Source organism: Natrinema marinum (genome assembly GCF_024296685.1).
GTDB lineage: Archaea > Halobacteriota > Halobacteria > Halobacteriales > Natrialbaceae > Natrinema > Natrinema marinum.
Map to the genome: position 1 here is coordinate 3,601,925 of NZ_CP100763.1, position 14,964 is coordinate 3,616,888.

The following is a 14,964-nucleotide window of genomic DNA, read 5'->3' on the forward strand; positions in this document are numbered from 1 at the left end:
GAATACGCTATGGTCTGAAAATATATATCTCACGACGAACGACACGATCGGCGGCGGGGAGACGGCCGGGAGGGCTCGTCGGTGCCGCGGGGTGGTCACTCGTTGTCGGCGCCGAGCGACGCGGTGGCGCTCGACGACCCGCTGCGGAAGACCAGATAGAGGACCAGCACCGCGATCAGGAAGTCGAAGCCGTGCTCGACGAGGTGGTGGACCGTCATCGGGACGAGGCCGAGGACGGTCCCCAGCCCGGTGACCGAGCGGATGACGAGGACGCCGAGAACGATACAGATCAGACAGTAGCGGGCCGTTCGTCGGCGGGAGTAGGCCACGAGACCGACGACGAACAGGGCGGTCGTGCCGAGCACCGCGAGGACGATGACGCCGACGAGGACGGGCGCGAGCTGGGGATCGAGCCACTCGCCGGTGACCGATGTGGGAAACGCCATGCGATCGATATCGGTACTCGGTCGGACGGCTACCTATTCGTGTCGGTGTTTCCCACTGAACAGCGCCGTCGGATCGCGTTTCGTTCTATCGGATCGGCAGATCGGCTGCCGCCCCGGCTCGAGCCGCGAGTATTCGGTTCTCGGCGGCTGGGAACGCGGGGAACCCGTTATATGCGCCCCGACGCTAGCCACGGGTACAGAATCCGCAGCGGAGACCGAATCACATGACCGAAACACGACAGGAGATCAGAGCGCACGTGGGCGCGAACGCCGGCGTCCATTTCAACGAACTCGTCAGGGAGTCCGAGTTCGCGCCGGGGCAGGTCCAGTATCACGTCCGGCGGCTACTCGAGGACGATCGACTCGTCCGTGAGGAGTTCTACGGCCGGACGCACTACTACCCGCCGGCGTACGACGAGCGTGAGCGGGCGGCGCTGGCGCTGTTTCGCCGGGAGACCGCCCGCGAGATCGTCGTCTATCTGATCGAACACGAGTCGGCCGCGCCGGCCGATGTCGCCGACGCCCTCGAGATCGCCCGCAGCACGCTCGAGTATCACGTCGATCGACTGGTCGACCACGAGATCGTCACGAAACGGTACGGCGAGCGAAACCGCGTCGTCCTCGAACTCGCCGATCCGGCGGCGACGGGGCGGCTGCTGACGACCGTGACGCCGACGGTCCCCGATCGGCTGGTCGACCGGTTTACGCGGCTCGTCGACGAGTTGCTCGACGGGACGCCCGACGCACAGTAAGCGCGGGCGGGCGAGCACACCCACTCCCGATCACTCGGTCGCGGATCGTCGGCTCACCGGCACTCGTCACTGTAGTCCAGGTTCGGTCAGCCCGTTGTAGTGGTCCCCCATCACGTTCAGCGTCGCGATCAGCGCGCCGAGGACGACCGGGCCGTAGAACAGACCCATGACGCCGAACGCGTAGACGCCGCCGAGCACGCCGAGGATGATGACCGCGGGGTTGAGGTCGGCGTAGCGGTCGACCAGAATCGGCCGGAGGTAGTCGTCGGAGAGGCCGACGACGACCGTGCTGTAGGCGAAAAGCGCCACTGCGAGGAACGGGTCACCCGTCGCGAAGAGGAAGAGCACGGCCGGCCCCCAGACCAGAAACGAGCCGACCAGCGGGATCAACGAGAGGATTATCATGACGACCGTCCAGAACGCGGCGTTGGGGACGCCGGTCGCGACCAGCCCCAGGCCGGCGATCGATCCCTGGATGATCGCGATGAGGACGTGACCTGCGAGGACGGCCCACATGACCGCGTCCAGTTGCCGGTAGAAATCGTCTTGGGCCTCGTCTGGCAGCGGCGTCAACTCGCGGATCCAGGCGAGTAGCTCGCTGCCGTCTTTGAGCAGATAGTACAGCAGGAAGACCGCGACACCCAGCCCAACGACGGTGTGAGTCAGCGCGCCGACCCACGCGGTCGACTGCTCGAGGACGGTTCCGCCGACGCCCTGTGCGGAGTCGGCCAGCGTCGCCGTCAGATCGACGCTCACGCCCGTTCGCGTCTCGATGACGCGCTCGAGTTCGGCCGTCTGGAACGAGTCCGCGTCGGCGTTCTCGAGGAGTCGGCGGGCGTCGCTCGCGACGACGGCGACGATGACGAACAGGGGAACGACGAAGCCGGCGATCGCGAGGACGACGAGCGCGAGCGCGGCGATCCGGGGCGAGACCCGCCCCTCGAGGCGTTCCTGCACCGGGTAGAGGACGTACGCCACGAGGATCGCCCCGAGGACGTACTGGAAGAACGGGAGGACGAGTAGCAGTGAGAGGTACGCGAAGATGCCGACGAGGACGAAGAGAAACCCCTTACTGAGATTCACAGGTATCCGTTTGCCGCTCGGCGGAATAAAACCACCTATCCGACCTGTTTTCAGTGCTGACTGTCGTTTGAAGCCGTCACACGCCTTCAAGGGTCTGGTTCGTGAATTCATACCCGAATGTCGACTCAGCTCGATCCGCTTTCGCTCTCGGCCGATCTCCTGTATACGGTCAAGACCGAGGGTGACGCCGATCAGTTGCGAGAGCGCCTCGCGGCCCTCGAGCGATCGCAGCTAGAGCGGGCGCTCGCCGGCCGCGAAGGCAAAGTCGCGTTCTGGCTCAACTGTTACAACGCCTACGCCCAGCTCCTGCTGGAGGAACGAGAGCCGGATCTGCTCGACGGCGGGTTCCTCGATCGCTGGAAGTTCTTCGTTCGCGATCAGGTTCCCATCTGCGGCGTCTGGCTGAGTCTCAACGACATCGAACACGGACTGCTCCGCAGTTCGAAACATCCCTGGGGCTTTGGCTACGTCCCGCGACTCTTTCCCTCGTCGTTCGAGCGGGCGTTTCGCCTCGAGGAGTGCGATCCGCGAATCCACTTCGCACTGAGTCACGGGGCCGACCACTCCCCACCGATCACGGTCTACTCGCCACGCGATGTCGACGAAGAACTCGACATCGCCGTCGAGTGGTTCTTGGAGGAAAACGTCTCGTACGACCCCGACAGCGAGACGGCGACGGTCCCGCGGCGCTTTCGCCAGTATCGCGGCGACTTCGGCGGGCGACGCGGCATCGTGTCGTTCCTGCAGGAGTACAGCGCCGTTCCGCCCGACGCCACGCCCTCGCTCGAGTACGAGCGCGTCGACCGATCCGCGGAACTCGATGTCGATCTCGAGGGCGAAGAGGTTCGGCCGTAAGGCCGTTCGGTCGAGCGCCGGCGCTTACCGCTCGCGGCGGCGCTCGACGATCGCCGTCGCGGCGCTGCGCATCACGCTTCGTGCCGCCCGCTCGGCGTTCGACCGCGAGGCGTATCCTTCCCCGCTATCGCCGACGATGTTTCCGTTCCAGTGGACGAGCCGCCAGCGCCACTCGCCCGCCCTGTCCTCGTAGACCTCGAAGCGGCTCCGCCGGCCGCCGTCGTCCGATCGCTCGCCGTCCGTCGCCTCCGCCTCCGCGGGGTCGGCCGTCACCGCCGGGTCGCCGCCGTCACCGTCGGTGTCAGCGGCCGGTTCCTCCTCGCGACCGCCGCCCGCAGCGTCTTCCGGCGACAGCACCGCCGACGCGGCGTCGGCCGCCGTCGCCGCCGATCGGACACCTCGCGCCGCGTCGCGGGCGTCGTCCGCGTCGCGATCGGCGAACTGTACGCTCGAGCCGTCGGGGTCGTCCCACTCGAGTTCGATTGCGAGTTCGCCAACCGCCGGCTCCGCGCCGGCGTCGCGTTCGACCTCGAACTCGGCGATGACGCCCCGCGGAACCGCGACCCTGACCGTCCGCTGGTCGCCGTCGAGCCTGATCGACCGGCCGTCGTCGAAGGCATCGGCGAACTCGCGGAAGACGGCGGCGAGTTCGGTGCGGTCGTACGCGCGCTCGAGGTCGAACTCCTCGTCGCTCGACGCCTCGGTTCGATCGGCGTCGTCCGGTGAATCGCTCATACGAAACGTACGGGCGACTGCGGGTTAGTACTTCGCACGGTCCTCGCCGCTCGCCGGAGCGCTTTTGGTGTCGGCCTGTCTTCGCTCGCCCGTGACCTCCCCCGATCGCCATTCCGACCGAACGGCGGTGTTCGACCGCGACGAGCGGCGCTGTCGGCACTGCGCCGCCGACGGCGACGACGACTCGGTGACGCTTCGGCTCTACCCCCTCTCCGACGAGCCGGCGGCCGACGCCCACGAAAGCGCGCTCGTGACCGTCTGCGACGACTGCCGGACGCTGCTCGAGTCCGCGCCCGAACCGGCGGCGATGGACAACGACGACCTGTTTCGCCTCGTGCGCGACACGACGGGCGTCCAGAGCGCGACCATCTCGGACGTCGCCGCCTTTGCGTCGCTCGCGACTTCGCTTCCCGACACGCTCGAGTCGGCCGTCGACGACGAGACCGATACCGCTCTCGACGACTCGATCGCGGACTACCGTCGCACTCGCCGCGACATCGCCCTCGCCCTCGATGTCGTCGACGCTCGGCTCGAGCGCATCGCCGCGCTCGAGTCGGCCGTCGATCCCGACGTTCGGTCGCCGCTCGCGGCGTTTTCCGAGACCGCGGCGGACCTCCAGTCGGACCTCCGCCGGGTCGTCGCGCTCGGCGAGACGGTCGCGACCGGACTCGAGCGCTGTCACGGCTGTTTCGCCGCGCTCGAGGTCGGCGAGCGCGCGTGTTCGACCTGCGGGCTCGCCGTCCGCGAGACGGCCGACTGGGGGGGCGACGACGGCCAACTGGCCTTCGATCGCCTCTTTGCGACGATCAACGAGACGCTACAGGGTGCCTCGACGACGACCGAAACGCTGACCGATCGGACGATGACGCTCGCAGAACAGCTTACGGCGTAGTGTACACCGGACGGACTCAGAGGTCCGTGGCGGCCTCGAGCGCAATATCGATCGCCCGTCCGACGTTGTTCTTGGCCTTGTCGGGGAGCTCGTCGTCTTCGGTGTCCGTCCCCTTCTGGGTGCCTTCCACGAGGTTACCGTCGACGGTACAGATCGCTCCGGCGCGCAGTCCCCGGCGGCGGGCCAGCGAGAAGACGGCGGCGGCCTCCATCTCGACGGAGAGCAGGCCGGCGGCCTCCCAGTCGTCGACGGCCGCGTCGGTCTCGGCGTAGTAGGCGTCGTCGGAGGCGATGGGACCCACGTGTACGTCTTCGTCTCCGTTCGCGGTTTCACTGTTCGCGCTATCCGCGGTCCGCTGGGCCGCGTGCGCTTCTGCAGAATCGACCAGCGCCGACAGCACGTCGTAATCGGGCACCGCGGGATACTCGACGGCCTCGTACCGTTTGCTCGTCCCCTCGTTTTTCGCCGCGCCGGTCGCGACGATCATATCGCCGATCTCGATGCCAGACTGGAGCGCGCCGGTCGTTCCGACGCGGACGAACGTCTCGACGCCGACGTTGGCCAGCTCCTCGATGGCGATGGCGGCGGAGGGACAGCCGATGCCCGTCGAACAGATCGTCAGCTCCCGCCCCTCGTAGGTGGCGTTGACGACCTTGTACTCGCGATTGCGCGCGATCGTCTCCGACTCGTCACAGTGGTCTGCGATGCGGTCGACCCGGCCCGGATCGCCCGGGATGAGTGCGATGTCCGTCAACTCGCCGTCCTCGACCAGCAGGTGTGGCTGCGTCGCCATACCGTCGTTTCCGCGAGCGGCGAGAAAAAAGGTTCGAGGAAGGGCCGAGGTGCCGAGACCGCGTCGGCGATCCTCGACGCCACCCCGTTCCCCCATCCAACCGCCGATCGGCGCGTCCCGATCAGTCGATGGGGCGTACGTCGACGCGCTCGGGTCGGATCGTGACCACCGCGTCGTCGGTCTCGAACTCGACGGTCCCTCCCGCCCTCGAACCCCCGCGGTTCGTGTCGGCGAAGAGACTGTCGAGCGCGTCCGGGTCGATGTAGTCGTACAGCTGCGTACTGGCCGCAGTGACGTCGTCGCCATAATACTGAGCCAGTGCCGTCGCAGCGGCGATACTCGGCGGTTCCTCTGCACGTCGCTCGTACCGGATACGCCGTCTGATGCCGTATCCGTTAGACTCGTTTACCCTTCCTTCCGTCATGTCTCTCAGTCACGGGATCGTGACTGTTCACTCGAGTTCGCAACGTCCCAGCGTATATAACTACCGTCAGACGACATCGGGTGAGAATCACCCGACTACAGCCCGATCGAGCCCCGCCGTGACGGCCAGCTCTGGCCTGTCACGATCGGCGGCCGAGTAGCTCCCCGACCGCTGCCGTCGTCGGCGCGCTCCGCGCCCCGTCGCGGCTCGCAGTCAGGGCCCCGCAGGCGTTTCCGTACGCCAGCGCGCGGTCGATATCGCCGCCCTCGAGCCACGTCGCGAGAAATCCCGCAGCGAAGGCGTCGCCCGCGCCGGCCGTGTCGACCGGATCGACGTCGAAGCCGGGGTGGACGGTGTCGCCGTCCGGCGCGTACGCTTCGGCACCGTCGGCTCCGCAGGTGACGACGACGAGTCGGTCGTCGGCGACCGACTCGAGGCGGTCGGTCTCGAACGCCGCGGCTTCTCGGTCGGTCAGAAAGACGATATCGGTCACCGCGAGCGCCTCGTCGTAGTCTCGATCCCCGAATCGGCGGCCCGGATCGAAGCTGACCGAGATCCCCGCCTCGCTCGCGATCCGAGCGATCGCAGCGGCGGTATCGGGCCGCTGGCCGGTCAGGTGGACGTGGTCGGCCGCCCGGACCCGTGCGGGCTCGAGGTCGGGGGGCGCGACGGCCTCGTTGACGCCGTCGTTGCCCAGAATCGCGACCTCGCCGTCCTCGTCGACGAGCAGGTATTTGACGGCCGTCTCGGCGCCTTCGATCACGCGCACGCCCGACAGCGAGACGCCGGCATCCTCGAGTTCGCGGCGGGCGAGCAACCCGTTGTCGTCGTCGCCGACGCTGCCGATCAGGCCGGTCTCGACCTCGAGACCGGCCAGCGCCGCGGCGACGTTGGCGGCGCTCCCGCCGCCGGACTGGCGCTGCGAGCGGATCGAGGCCTCGCCATCGGCCTCGGGGAGCCTGTCGACACGGAGGGTCACGTCCCAGTTGACGTGGCCGGCCGCGAGTACCGTCACCGGGTCCATCGCACGACTAGAGCGAGACGATACCGGCCGGGAAAAATCTAGGTACTAGAACGGGTTGTGGCGAGTGAGGAGGGGCAACCGTTCAGCCGACGACGAACAGCAGCGTGTTGTGGGTCGCCGGCCCGAGGCCGACCGCGGCGACCAGCGCGAGGATCGTCCGCGCCTGCTGGGGCCGTTCGTCGACGAACTCCCGGAACAGTCCGAGGATGACCAGCGCGAGGACGACCTTCACGAGGACGAACAGCCAGCCGGCGCCGATGTACTCGGCGGTCGGCAGCGCCTCGCCGGCCTCGAGGAGCACGAGCGACAGCGGGACGCTCTCGCTGGCACCGAGCACGTCGTAGCCGACGGCGGTCGTGACGCCGTCTAACGCGTGGCCGAAGACGACGAGCGCGCCGGTCGCGCCCGTGGTCGCCGCCACGTCGGTAAACCAGAGGCTCAGCGCGAGCCAGGCGATAGCGGTGACGATGCCGGCGACGACGACGGCGATGACCGGCCAGAACGGCTCGAACGTGCCCGTCTGGATGCTCCGGAAGATCGCGAACATCGCGAAGACGGTGAAAAACGCCGTCCCGGTGATCCCGACGAACCGCGGGATCGTCGGCTGGAGCCCACCGACGTGGAGGAAGACTGCGATGATCCAGACGACCCCCGCGATGATTGCCGTCACCCCGTAGACCAGCGGCGAACTGAACAGGGGCTCGATGCTCGCCGGAAACGCACCCATCTTGTAGAGGACGTGGAGGCTCGCGCCGAACATCATCCACGGCGCGAACGCGATGACCGTGCGGTCGGTCACCGGCGGCTCGATCGCCCACAGCAACGCGATGACACCCCCCAGAACGACGACGACCGGGACCAGCAGGTACCACGGCGGGACGACGAACCCCTCGGGTAATACCATAGGGGGTAATAGCACACACCAGTGACTAACACTTTCCGATTGTCGAAATAATCAAAATCGTTATAATATAGCAGCGGCGCGGCGCCCCTTTGGTCCGCCCGACTGTTTACGACCGACGAGCACCCTCGCCTCGAACTCGAGTCACAACGCGTCAGACGGCCTCACGCGTCCCACGGCTCGTCGGTCGTCTCGCCGAACAGTTCCCGCATGAGTATCACGATGCTCTCCGGCGGAAACTGTCCGCGCTCGGTGACGATCGCGTCGACGTACCGCGGCGGTGTCACGTCGAACGCGGGGTTCTCGACGGTCAGCCCGTCGTCACGCGCGACAGCCGGTTCGTCGTCCCGGCCGCCATCCGTCCCGTCGGGAGCGTTCGCATCGTCCCCTTCGCCGGCGATCACGGCCCGCTCCTCGTCCGTCAGCACTTCCCGCTCGTCGCGCAGTTCGATCTCGACGGTGTGGCCCGTCAGCGTGTCCGGGTGGAACTTGATCGTCTGGGCTGCGACCATCACCGGCACGCCCCGCTCGCGGGCGTTGACCGCAAGCCCACTCGTCCCGATCTTGTTGATCACGCTGCCGTCGGCCGCGATGCTGTCGGCCCCGACCAGCACGTGGTCCGCCTCGTCCAGATAGCGCCGGGCCGCGTTATCTACGATCAGCGTCACCGGCACGCCCCGTTCGCGTAACTGCCGGGCCGTGATGTGGCCCTGCTTGCGGGGCCGGGTCTCCTTGACGATCGCCTCGAGCGCCTTGCCGTCCGCTAAGGCGGCGTCGAGACAGGCGAGGGCATCGGTGGAGTGACAGTGTGTGAGGACGGTATCGCCGTCGCGCAGCCGGTTCGCGCCGATTTCGCCGAGGTTATCCTGGGCTTGCGCGAGATCGCGTTGGAACTGTTCGGCGCGGGCGATCGTCGACGCTCGGAGATCGGCGACGGTCTCGCCACTGGTCCCCTGCAGCACGTACCGGAGGGCGTTCGGAAGGCTCACCGCGGTCGGGCGGGTCTCGTAGAGCGTGCGGGCGGCGGCCCGGAGCTGCCGTCGGAACGCCGCCGGGGTGTCGGCGTTGGCGCGTTCAGCCTGGGTTTCGAGGGCGGCCGCGGCCGCGTCGGCGATCGTCGCCGCGCCGCGAATCCGCATGGCGGCGATATCGTCGGCGATGGAATCGACGGCCGGAACGACCCCGGATTCGGCGTCGGCCATGAGAACGAGTTGCACGTCGTTGCTGAAAAGGATGCTGTCGGTCGGCTTCGCGTGGAATCCGTTGGTTCCCGTCCAGTCCGTGTGGTCGCGTCAGGACCGACCCTGACGGACATCGGCCCGCCGCACTGTCGATGCGAAACGCGCCCTCCCTGTCAGGACGACCGCTCCGCTCTCCAGCGGTCGATGACGTCGTCGACCGGCTCCTCGGCGTTCACACCGCCAACGCTCGCCGCGAGTCCCGTCGCTTCGAACAGTTCGACGGCCTCGGCGTCGGCCCCCGAAAAACGGAGGTCGATTTCACGTGATTCGAGCGTTCCGTGGAGTTTCTCCACCATTTGTGCGGCTCCGAAGTCGACCGTCGGCGACGATGTGAGATCGAAGACGACCAGTTCGACGTCGGAATCGCGCTTTGCGAGTCGCTCGAGGAGATCGTTCCGAACCCGCGCTGCGTTCGCGTAGAACAGTTCGGCTTCGACGCGGTAGACGAACACGTCCGTCGTGGTCGTCGCCGCCGGATATAACTCGAGCGCGACGAAATGGTCCGTCCCGGCGATCCGACCGAGTTCGTGCGTTATCGGACGGCTGGCTCGAGAAACCACGACCAGCAGCGAGAGGACAACTCCGACGAAGACGCCCCAGAGCATCCCGACGGTGAGGACCCCGAGCAAGGCCGCCATCGCGATGGCGAACTCGCTTTTGCTCACGCGGTACAGTTGCTGGAGTGCGCTCGGGTCGATCAGCCCCGAGACGGCGACGATGACGATCGCCGCGAGAACCGTTTCCGGGAGTAGCGTGAATAGACCGGTGAGAAAGAGCAAGACGACGACGAGAACGAGAGCGACGACCGCGTTCGTGAGTTGCGTCTTCCCGCCGACGGCGTCGTTAAGCGCCGATCGAGACATGCTGCCACCGACTGCGAACCCGCCGCCGAGACCGGCGGCGAGGTTGGCGACGCCGTCGGCCAGCAACTCCTGATTCGCGTCGGCTCGGTAGTCGTGACGTCTGGCGAACGTCTCGACCGCGCCGATTCCCTGGACGTACGACAGAAGGAACAACGATGCCGCGACCGGGACGAGGGAGCCGAGCGTCGAGATAGATGGAATCGCCGGAACCGTCAGCGAGGGGAGGCCGCTCGGAATCGACCCGACGATGTCGACACCGCGGGCCTGTAGATCCGTGACCGACATGAGCGCGATGGAGAGGACGACGAGGAAGAGCGCGTTCGGGGCTCGCGGCACGTACCGTTCTCCGAGGACGAACAGTACGATGCCAGCAACGCCGACGACGAGTGTCTCGGGGTTCGCCTCGGCGAGATGGCTCCCGGTGTACCATAGCCGCCCAAAGAACGTTTGCCCGAAGGCGGAGGTCGACGCGCTGCTCTCGATACCGACCAGCTTGTTGAGTTGCGTTGACATTATGTACAGCGCCGCTCCGGCGGAAAATCCGGTGAGCACCGACCCCGAGATGAAGTGGACGAGAAACCCCAACCGAAACGCCCACGCGATAACTGCGAAGACGCCGACGAGGATCGTCGTCACGACGACGAGTGATGCGTACGAGGCGCCGGTTCCGCCAGCAACCGCACCGACGCCGCTCGCGAGCAGGATCGCCAGCGCCGAGGTCGGCCCGACGATCACTTGCCGAGACGTACCGAGAAACAGGTAGGCGATCACAGCCAGCAATCCGGCGTACAGGCCGGTCTCCGGCGGCAAGTTCGCCAGCGACGCGTACGCCAATCCTTCGGGAATGACCGACGCCGCGACGGTAATTCCCGCGACGACATCCGGTCGGAACCACGACGCGTCGTACCGAGGTAGCCACTCGAGCACCGGGAGAGCCGACGAACATCGTCGGGCGATTCGTTCCGTGAGACGTTCTGTTGACACCGAAACTCACCTCCTGACCGTGGTACTCTCGCTGGTGTTTGGGAATCCGCTTCGGGCATCTCCCGAGACGCTTGCTTCGGCCGTCCGGAGAACGCGTCGACCATCACGACGGTTCGTTCTTGGTGGCCGCCGATCCGGTCCCGATCGCTGCCGCGTTTCGACTGCTACTGCCGACACGGTACGAGGCAGCGTCTTCCTCTCTGCGTGGGCCACAGTGGCTATTCCCCCCGCTCGAGCGACCGTATGTCGGCAACCTACATAATACGGGGCTGACAACTTGGAGTACTGTATTGACGGCTGGACAGTGTGGGGCGTCTGACGAACGCGCCTGCTTCACGCTGCGCTGTCCGCCCCCACAGCAGGGACTCCTCTTTCTCGGTATTGGCCATTGTCCGTCTGGACTGCCGCTCACAGCACGGTCCGGCCCCCATCATCCGAAGCCTGTCTCTCGAGGGAACGCGCTCGCCGGCAGTGTGAGTTATCCCTTCGACCGGCACCGATGAACCGACTCAGCTGATGTCAGTCAGCGAGCGGAGTCCTCTCAGAATCGAACCGAGGACGCCGAGCACACTGACTCAACGACCGAGTCACCGTGTCTGCTTTTCCGTGCGGGGTGTGGAGCAACCGGGCTATCGATCGCTGTAATCGGGGTTTGCGCTTGGGAAACACATTTAATTGCAGTCAATTTATCGTCTTTCATGAACCGGCGGCGGCTCATCGAGACGGCTGGTGCGGGCTCGATACTGGGGCTGGGCGGGTGTTTCTACGAAGAGCGAGAAACAGCCCTCGAGTCGAAACCGTACCCGGAACTCCCCGAACGGCGAACGCCCGAGTCGGTCGTTGGCTTCGTCGAAGAGTACGAGACGGTCACACAGCACAACCGGCTGCTCTCGATCCACGAGGATCCCGAGTGGGGTTCCCTTGAGTCCATCGACATCGCCTGCAACGCCGTTTTCGACGGGGAAACCGCGTCCGGGTCGTACGCGCTGACGCTCTGTGGCGGCAGCGTCACCACGTCCCACTGGACAGCTGACCGTCCGCCGGCGGCCTTCGACGTTGCCGCCTATCGCGTCACCGAGACGCGGGTCCAGCGCGTCACCGCCTCGCGAGTCGGTCGGAACGCCATCGAGTCGCGAATCGGACGGGAAGACGGCTACAGCCTGCTGTGCGTCAACTTCGACGACGTCGAACACGACCTGACGGTCGTCGTGACTGACCCCGCAGCGTCGGGCGACGAACCGATACTCGAGGCGTCTCACACGATCGACGGCGAGGCGGGTATCGAACGCCGTCTCGAGCGTACCGAGGCGACCGAGTACGACATCACCGTCACTCTCGACGGTGAGACGCGCGCGACGGTCGACGGCGGACGGCAGCAATCGGTGGGTGCTACCGTCTACGTCGTCGACGGCGACCTCGAAACCGGGACGATTTCGGAGATTCCCTGACTGCGCACCCCGCTGTACCGTCGGTCGGCTACCGACACCAGTGAACGACCGCTCGGGTTGTTCGATCGTCGAACCCCATCTCGATGATGTCGAAGTCGGGAGAATGGCTTGCCACAGGACTCATTTCGGACCGTGCATCTGACTCAGGAGTGCTTTTCGAGAGAGATCGACTCGTCCGCGGTGACGGTGACGAGAGACCGTTCGTACGGAAACGTGACCGAGATTTCAGCGGCGGTACACAATGCGTCAAGCGCGTCCGGATCGACAACGTCGTGCAGCAGCCACAACTCCTCGGGAGTGACCCACTCTCGCTTTGCGACAGTCATCACGTCTGCAAGACTCACTGATTCAACGGACTCCATCGGGACGCTACGCTTCCTCTTCTTGGTCGGCGTCTTTGGCCAGTTCGGTGATTTGCACCTCCCAATCGTGGGTCGATCCTCGCGTTCGAAACTCCCAGGCACCGCGGACGTCTACCTCTGCCTCGATGGCCTTCTCGACTGCCTCGGCGAGGATCGATTCGAATTCGTCGGCACTGGTAATCGAAACGTCATCGAGTTGCGTACGTGTCATGGAAGATGGGCCACAGCCTTCGACCCGAAGAGAGGAGTGCTAAGCCACGACCATCTTTGCACCACCATGGTCACACTTCGCGCAGGGCGTTCGGTCCATCGTTCGGAAGGGAGCCACACCTATATGACTGCCGTTCTGCATGGTACACCATGCTGTGTTTTCGAGGGTGGTGTACCATGCTGCCCATATTTACCCATCTCGAACTCCATTCTCTAGCAAGGAATGGCAGTTATTGTGCACCTTCGGATCCCGCCCACATCGTTCGAACTCGGCCGGATCCTCGAACTGGAAGAGAGCGGAACGGTCGAGCTCGAAAACATGGTTCCGCTGGGCGAAAAAGCCGTTCCATTCTTGTCCGTGAACGACGAGGTTCGAGAAGCTTTCGAGCAAAACGTTTCGAATCATCCGTCGGTCGAACACATTGTCGAGGTGACGAGCCACGACGGCGAGCGGTTGTACTCGCTGGACTGGGACGTCAGCCGGGACGTATTCTTACAGGGAGTTATCGATCTGGGGGGACAACTTCTGGGGGCAACTGGGACGCTCAACGCGTGGGAGTTCGAGATTCGCTTTCCCACTCACGGGGCACTCAGCGATTTTCAGGAATACTGTTCGAACGCCCACATTCCCCTCGAAGTCGGACGCATTTACAATCCCGTCCGCCCAGGAACGGGGATGTGGTACGGGGTGACGGAAGCCCAACGTGAAACGCTGATGCGCGCCGTTCAGGGTGGGTACTATTCGATCCCCCGCCGAATGTCGACGCAGGATTTGGCAACCGACCTCGATATTTCCGATCAGGCCGTCACAGAGCGACTACGGCGGGCGATTGTAACACTCACTGAAAACACGCTCATTGCAATGGAAGAGGAACTCGACGAGAAATTCGAGTAGATCAAGAACTCCTGGACGCTTCATACCAGAGAGAAGACGCTACGCCGGGTGGTATTGGTCAGCGACCTTGTCCACCATGCAACGAACGGACACGTGTAGCACGCCTGTATACGAACAGGAAACTGAGTATGGGATTTGACAACATTGCTGGGGCCCTCGGAGACCAAACGCGGCGGCAGATCCTTTTGGAACTTCTGGATCACAACCCAGTGGGCCAACCAGTCGCCGCGACGACGACCGATACGCGAGAGAACGAGAAACGAGAGTTGCAACGTGTTCATACGCATCTGCCGAAACTCGAAGAGATGGATTACATCGTGTGGGATCGGGAACATGGGAGTATCGTAAAGGGGCCGAACTGGGAAGAGATCGAACCGATAGTTCGGTTACTCAGCGACAACAGGGGATGTCTCCCTCACGATACGTTCTGCCGCTCTCGAAGATGACTGCGTCTTTTCCGTTGAACACGCGCTCGATAGTCAGCAGCCGATGATTGACAGATGCTTGAAATATAGGTGGGCGATGCGGTAACTGCTCCAACTGTACTGAGCGATCACCACGTACGCAACGCAAGCCGGTTCTCGAGGCGCAGTCGCGTGTCGTATCCGGCCACGCGCTACTGCTGGCATCGACACTGATAGACGCGACCGATTCCGTCACACACTCGGCCTCACTCGGACCGATCTCCGGTCCCCTCGAGCACCCCCGTCGAGACCCGACACCCGCACGGACTCGCCTCGTGGGTCGTCGGGCCGTAGCTCACGACCAGCGCGATCGGGGTGTCACAGTGCGGGCACGGCACTGACCGTCGACCCCTCGGCGCGACACTGGCGGCGACCGAGTCGGCGTCGACGGTCAGGTCGTCGGTGGCGGCCGAGTCGGTGTCGCTCTCGGCTGATTCGTCGTCGCTCATGGACCCCTCCGGACGCGAGTTCGCGGGGAGGGCAGCGACTCGAGCGCAGGCGCTGTCGGTACGCGGAGGCGATACTGTCGTCGTGCGAGACGTTTATGTCTCGGTGGCAGTAAGCGAAACATGGCTTGCAAACGGGTCCGCGT

The 14,964-nt window shown here is 65.2% G+C and carries 17 protein-coding genes; 5 read left to right on the forward strand and 12 right to left on the reverse strand.

The genetic code is table 11. The features are described from left to right. Positions 1-95: 95 nt before the first annotated feature. A complete protein-coding gene (locus NKH51_RS17875; protein ID WP_254763022.1) occupies positions 96-446 on the reverse strand; it encodes a DUF7471 family protein in 351 nt (116 codons plus the stop codon). A 224-nt stretch (positions 447-670) separates the two neighbouring features. Between NKH51_RS17875 and NKH51_RS17880 the strand changes: the two genes are divergently transcribed. After that, positions 671-1,198: a winged helix-turn-helix transcriptional regulator gene (locus NKH51_RS17880; protein WP_254763023.1), complete on the forward strand. Its 528-nt coding sequence runs from the start codon at positions 671-673 to the stop codon at positions 1,196-1,198. Positions 1,199-1,264: 66 nt separating this feature from the next. Here the strand turns inward: NKH51_RS17880 and NKH51_RS17885 are convergent, their stop codons facing one another. Next, on the reverse strand, positions 1,265-2,281 hold the full coding sequence (locus NKH51_RS17885) for an AI-2E family transporter (RefSeq protein ID WP_254763024.1): 1,017 nt from the start codon (positions 2,279-2,281) through the stop codon (positions 1,265-1,267). 117 nt (positions 2,282-2,398) lie between these two features. Here NKH51_RS17885 and NKH51_RS17890 point away from each other — a divergent pair, with 117 nt between their 5' ends. Further along, the gene (locus NKH51_RS17890; RefSeq protein ID WP_254763025.1) at positions 2,399-3,136 is read left to right on the forward strand and encodes a DUF547 domain-containing protein; all 738 of its coding nucleotides are present in this window, start codon (positions 2,399-2,401) and stop codon (positions 3,134-3,136) included. Between the two features lie 24 nt (positions 3,137-3,160). Here the strand turns inward: NKH51_RS17890 and NKH51_RS17895 are convergent, their stop codons facing one another. After that, the gene (locus NKH51_RS17895; RefSeq protein ID WP_254763026.1) at positions 3,161-3,871 is read right to left on the reverse strand and encodes an amphi-Trp domain-containing protein; all 711 of its coding nucleotides are present in this window, start codon (positions 3,869-3,871) and stop codon (positions 3,161-3,163) included. A gap of 91 nt (positions 3,872-3,962) precedes the next feature. Between NKH51_RS17895 and NKH51_RS17900 the strand changes: the two genes are divergently transcribed. Beyond that, positions 3,963-4,763, forward strand: coding sequence for an HNH endonuclease (locus NKH51_RS17900; RefSeq protein ID WP_254763027.1), 801 nt, complete (start codon positions 3,963-3,965; stop codon positions 4,761-4,763). A gap of 16 nt (positions 4,764-4,779) precedes the next feature. Here the strand turns inward: NKH51_RS17900 and NKH51_RS17905 are convergent, their stop codons facing one another. From NKH51_RS17905 to NKH51_RS17930, 6 genes are all read right to left on the reverse strand, one after another. Beyond that, positions 4,780-5,556: a nucleoside phosphorylase gene (locus NKH51_RS17905; RefSeq protein WP_254763028.1), complete on the reverse strand. Its 777-nt coding sequence runs from the start codon at positions 5,554-5,556 to the stop codon at positions 4,780-4,782. A 121-nt stretch (positions 5,557-5,677) separates the two neighbouring features. Next, positions 5,678-5,980, reverse strand: coding sequence for a HalOD1 output domain-containing protein (locus NKH51_RS17910; protein WP_254763029.1), 303 nt, complete (start codon positions 5,978-5,980; stop codon positions 5,678-5,680). 139 nt (positions 5,981-6,119) lie between these two features. After that, positions 6,120-7,004 (reverse strand): ATP-dependent ribose-1-phosphate kinase, encoded by an 885-nt coding sequence (locus tag NKH51_RS17915; RefSeq protein ID WP_254763030.1) that lies wholly within the window; start codon positions 7,002-7,004, stop codon positions 6,120-6,122. An 82-nt stretch (positions 7,005-7,086) separates the two neighbouring features. Beyond that, on the reverse strand, positions 7,087-7,908 hold the full coding sequence (locus tag NKH51_RS17920; protein WP_254763031.1) for a DUF63 family protein: 822 nt from the start codon (positions 7,906-7,908) through the stop codon (positions 7,087-7,089). Positions 7,909-8,069: 161 nt separating this feature from the next. Then, a complete protein-coding gene (locus NKH51_RS17925) occupies positions 8,070-9,107 on the reverse strand; it encodes a ribose 1,5-bisphosphate isomerase (RefSeq protein ID WP_254763032.1) in 1,038 nt (345 codons plus the stop codon). Positions 9,108-9,259: 152 nt separating this feature from the next. Continuing rightward, complete coding sequence (locus NKH51_RS17930; protein WP_254763033.1) at positions 9,260-10,993, reverse strand: SulP family inorganic anion transporter; 1,734 nt, start codon at positions 10,991-10,993, stop codon at positions 9,260-9,262. 698 nt (positions 10,994-11,691) lie between these two features. On the opposite strand from NKH51_RS17930, the gene NKH51_RS17935 reads away from it, so the two are divergent. Then, positions 11,692-12,441 carry a hypothetical protein gene (locus NKH51_RS17935; protein WP_254763034.1) on the forward strand — a complete coding sequence of 250 codons (750 nt, stop codon included), beginning with the start codon at positions 11,692-11,694 and terminating at the stop codon, positions 12,439-12,441. Positions 12,442-12,584: 143 nt separating this feature from the next. On the opposite strand, the gene NKH51_RS17940 is transcribed toward NKH51_RS17935, so the two are convergent. Together NKH51_RS17940 and NKH51_RS17945 are read right to left on the reverse strand one after the other, a co-directional pair. Further along, a complete protein-coding gene (locus tag NKH51_RS17940) occupies positions 12,585-12,785 on the reverse strand; it encodes a HalOD1 output domain-containing protein (protein WP_254763035.1) in 201 nt (66 codons plus the stop codon). 25 nt (positions 12,786-12,810) lie between these two features. Beyond that, positions 12,811-13,014 (reverse strand): hypothetical protein, encoded by a 204-nt coding sequence (locus tag NKH51_RS17945; protein ID WP_254763036.1) that lies wholly within the window; start codon positions 13,012-13,014, stop codon positions 12,811-12,813. A gap of 222 nt (positions 13,015-13,236) precedes the next feature. On the opposite strand from NKH51_RS17945, the gene NKH51_RS17950 reads away from it, so the two are divergent. Next, positions 13,237-13,908 (forward strand): helix-turn-helix domain-containing protein, encoded by a 672-nt coding sequence (locus tag NKH51_RS17950; protein WP_254763037.1) that lies wholly within the window; start codon positions 13,237-13,239, stop codon positions 13,906-13,908. A 670-nt stretch (positions 13,909-14,578) separates the two neighbouring features. Here NKH51_RS17950 and NKH51_RS17955 read toward each other — a convergent pair. Further along, a complete protein-coding gene (locus tag NKH51_RS17955) occupies positions 14,579-14,821 on the reverse strand; it encodes a hypothetical protein (protein ID WP_254763038.1) in 243 nt (80 codons plus the stop codon). Positions 14,822-14,964: the final 143 nt, after the last annotated feature.

What these genes read in the sequence shown, in the direction of transcription:
- NKH51_RS17875 (WP_254763022.1), bottom strand. Translation starts at nt 446, where the DNA reads ATGGCGTTTCCCACATCGGTCACCGGCGAGTGGCTCGATCCCCAGCTC.
- NKH51_RS17880 (WP_254763023.1), top strand. Translation starts at nt 671, where the DNA reads ATGACCGAAACACGACAGGAGATCAGAGCGCACGTGGGCGCGAACGCC.
- NKH51_RS17890 (WP_254763025.1), top strand. Translation starts at nt 2,399, where the DNA reads ATGTCGACTCAGCTCGATCCGCTTTCGCTCTCGGCCGATCTCCTGTAT.
- NKH51_RS17895 (WP_254763026.1), bottom strand. Translation starts at nt 3,871, where the DNA reads ATGAGCGATTCACCGGACGACGCCGATCGAACCGAGGCGTCGAGCGAC.
- NKH51_RS17905 (WP_254763028.1), bottom strand. Translation starts at nt 5,556, where the DNA reads ATGGCGACGCAGCCACACCTGCTGGTCGAGGACGGCGAGTTGACGGAC.
- NKH51_RS17910 (WP_254763029.1), bottom strand. Translation starts at nt 5,980, where the DNA reads ATGACGGAAGGAAGGGTAAACGAGTCTAACGGATACGGCATCAGACGG.
- NKH51_RS17915 (WP_254763030.1), bottom strand. Translation starts at nt 7,004, where the DNA reads ATGGACCCGGTGACGGTACTCGCGGCCGGCCACGTCAACTGGGACGTG.
- NKH51_RS17920 (WP_254763031.1), bottom strand. Translation starts at nt 7,908, where the DNA reads ATGGTATTACCCGAGGGGTTCGTCGTCCCGCCGTGGTACCTGCTGGTC.
- NKH51_RS17925 (WP_254763032.1), bottom strand. Translation starts at nt 9,107, where the DNA reads ATGGCCGACGCCGAATCCGGGGTCGTTCCGGCCGTCGATTCCATCGCC.
- NKH51_RS17935 (WP_254763034.1), top strand. Translation starts at nt 11,692, where the DNA reads ATGAACCGGCGGCGGCTCATCGAGACGGCTGGTGCGGGCTCGATACTG.
- NKH51_RS17945 (WP_254763036.1), bottom strand. Translation starts at nt 13,014, where the DNA reads ATGACACGTACGCAACTCGATGACGTTTCGATTACCAGTGCCGACGAA.
- NKH51_RS17950 (WP_254763037.1), top strand. Translation starts at nt 13,237, where the DNA reads ATGGCAGTTATTGTGCACCTTCGGATCCCGCCCACATCGTTCGAACTC.
- NKH51_RS17955 (WP_254763038.1), bottom strand. Translation starts at nt 14,821, where the DNA reads ATGAGCGACGACGAATCAGCCGAGAGCGACACCGACTCGGCCGCCACC.